Origin of the sequence: Streptomyces durbertensis (assembly GCF_014156695.1) — a bacterium.
Classification (GTDB): Bacteria; Actinomycetota; Actinomycetes; order Streptomycetales; family Streptomycetaceae; genus Streptomyces; species Streptomyces durbertensis.
Genome location: NZ_WMLF01000599.1, coordinates 1 through 2,561 on the forward strand (window position 1 = coordinate 1; position 2,561 = coordinate 2,561).

The 2,561-nt window shown below is 70.6% G+C and carries 2 protein-coding genes; both read left to right on the forward strand.

The annotated features are described in order from the left end of the window. Positions 1 to 77: 77 nt before the first annotated feature. Positions 78 to 908 (forward strand): hypothetical protein, encoded by an 831-nt coding sequence (locus GL263_RS24905; RefSeq protein ID WP_182857995.1) that lies wholly within the window; start codon positions 78 to 80, stop codon positions 906 to 908. 121 nt (positions 909 to 1,029) lie between these two features. Beyond that, positions 1,030 to 2,561 (forward strand): N-6 DNA methylase (locus GL263_RS24910; RefSeq protein ID WP_182857996.1); only part of this gene is annotated, 1,532 nt, incomplete at its 3' end.

The window sequence follows — 2,561 nt, forward strand, 5'->3', positions numbered from 1 at the left end:
CCCTGACCTCCGCCCCACGGCTCCACCACCACCGTCGCCACCGCCGTTTGTCAGTGCGCCGACCTAGAGTCCTCCTCATGAGCGAAGCCGCGAAGGGAACCACGTCCGCCGCCCCCGAACACTCCCTCACCCCCTTCGACATGGCAGCCGTCCGCCGGACCGCCGCCACGATGTGCGCCGAGCGCGCCGCCGTGTGCGGGGCCGCCGGAACACCCGATGACAGCCACCGGCTCGCACGCCTGGTGGAACCGGACTTCGGCGGCTTCCAGGAGCTGGCCGCCGCGTTGCGCCACGACGGCCATCCCGACCTGCTGCCCTTCGTCCCCAGCCTCTGCGCCGCCGTCCTCGGTGACACCGGCACCACGCGCACCCTGAGCGGCGACCAGCGGGTGGTGGAGCCGTTCTTCCACCACGGCGACCTCGTGGTGGAAGGCGGCCTCGACGTGGTGGCGCCTTTGGTGGTCACCGGTTCGCTGACCGTCGGGGGTGTGCTGGCGGACTGCGGCCCGGACTCGGTGGTGGTGGTCGGCGGCGACGTCACGGCCCGAGGGGTCTTCACCGACGGCGAGATGTGCGTACTCGGCGGCATCCGCGCCGAGGTCGTCCACGGGTACTACAACGACAACACCCTGCAGGCGGGCAGGATCCGCGCCCGCCTGGTCATCGAGGACGAGCACGAGACGATCGCCACGGTGGAAGCCGACCTCCACCTCGATCTCGACGACTACCAGCAGGGCTACGGCGACGGCGTGCAGGAGCAACTGCGTGCCCTCCTCGTGGACGACGTCTTCACCCCCGACGAGGACGAGGACGACGCCGCTGAGATGTTCGACTTCCACGCCCTCCTCGCCCGACTCCGCACAGACCTCCCCGTCTTCCGCGCCGACACCGAGGCCGCCGCCCGGTAGAAGGACGCTCTCGGGTCCCACCTTCGTGTGGCTCGGCGGGGAAGGAGCCGGCCTGAGGAGCGTTGACGTCGTCAACGCGGCGTTCTTGGAAGCCAGGACGCCCGTGCGTACGGTAGCCGGTATGCCAGACACGCCCGCTCCCGATGCCGGACCGCTGGTCACCGGTTCTGAGATCGCCCGGCTCGCGGGTGTCACCCGTGCCGCGGTCTCCAACTGGAGAAAGCGATACGACGACTTTCCGACGCCCGTCGGAGGCGGTATCGGCAGCCCGTTGTTCGCACACGCCGAGGTGAGTGCATGGCTGGACAAGCAGCGCAAGGGGCGGCATCTGTCCGACGAGGTGCGTCTGTGGCAGGCGCTGCGGGGTAGCCACGGGGACGACATGCTGGGCGTTCTCGCCGAGGCTGCCCGCCTGTTGGCGGACCCGGCCTCAGGCGCCAGCGCCAGCCTGCCGCCCGAGGCGGTCCGTCTGCTCGGCGACGCGGCGGAAGGTGGTGCGGCGGGAGAGACGATCGAACATCTCGCGGAACGTTTCACCGAATCGATTCGCCGCGCCGGATCGGACCTGGTGACCTCGCCGCGTCTTGTCCGGGCCGTGCGGCATGCGGTAGGCGATCTGGGCGCTGACGCGGTGCTGTTCGACCCGGCCTGCGGCCTCGGCACGCTCCTGCTGGCCCTGAGTGCGGACCAGGGCTCACGCCGGTACGGCCAGGAAGTCGACGCACGCAGCGCGCGCTTCGCCCAGCTACGGGCCGAGCTGGCTTCCCATACGGGAGTTGAGATCGCTTCCGGCGACTCCCTGCGCGAGGACCGCTGGCCCGACCTCAGGGCGGACGTGGTGGTCTGTGATCCGCCGGTCACCAGCGGAGACTGGGGGCGCGAGGAGCTGTTGCTCGACTCCCGTTGGGAGTTCGGTACCCCGTCCCGCGCCGAAGGTGAACTGGCCTGGCTGCAGCACGCCTACGCGCACACCGCTCCGGGCGGAGTGGTCTGCATGGTCATGCCGGCGTCGGTCGCCTACCGCAAGGCAGGCCGGCGTATCCGGGCCGAGCTCGTCCGGCGCGGGGTGCTGACACAGGTCGTCGCCCTGCCGCCGGGCAGCGCGGCCTTCCACGCACTGCCCGTGCACCTCTGGCGGCTGCGTCGCCCCAAGGCGCCGACCGACGAGGCGGCCAGCGTCCGCATGGTCGACCTGACAGCCAACAAACCTGACGGTCCACTGGAACCGAGGCCCGACCAGATGGTGGACGTGCCCGTGATCCAGCTTCTCGACGAGACCGTGGATCTCACGCCGGGACGCCACGTCAGCAGTTCCCCTCGCGACTTCGCCGCCGAGTACGAACGCGCGCGGCAGGAACTGACACAGCTCGTCGGTCGACTGACGGAGCTGCTGCCGCAGTTGACGGAGGGCGGCAGGTCTCCGGTCCTGGGCGGCCCGACTGTCAGCGTCGCGGACCTCACGCGTGCCGGACTCGTGGAGTGCGGCGACTCCGAGCCGGTCTCGGTGAGCGACCAACTTGATACCGACTTCCTGCTGGGCTTCCTGCGCGGTGCCTCTCACGTCCGTCGCTCCGCAACCTCCAGCGGCACCTTCCGCTTCGACGCGCGGGGTGCCCGCGTCCCCCGGATGGAGATCGCGGAACAGCGCCGCTA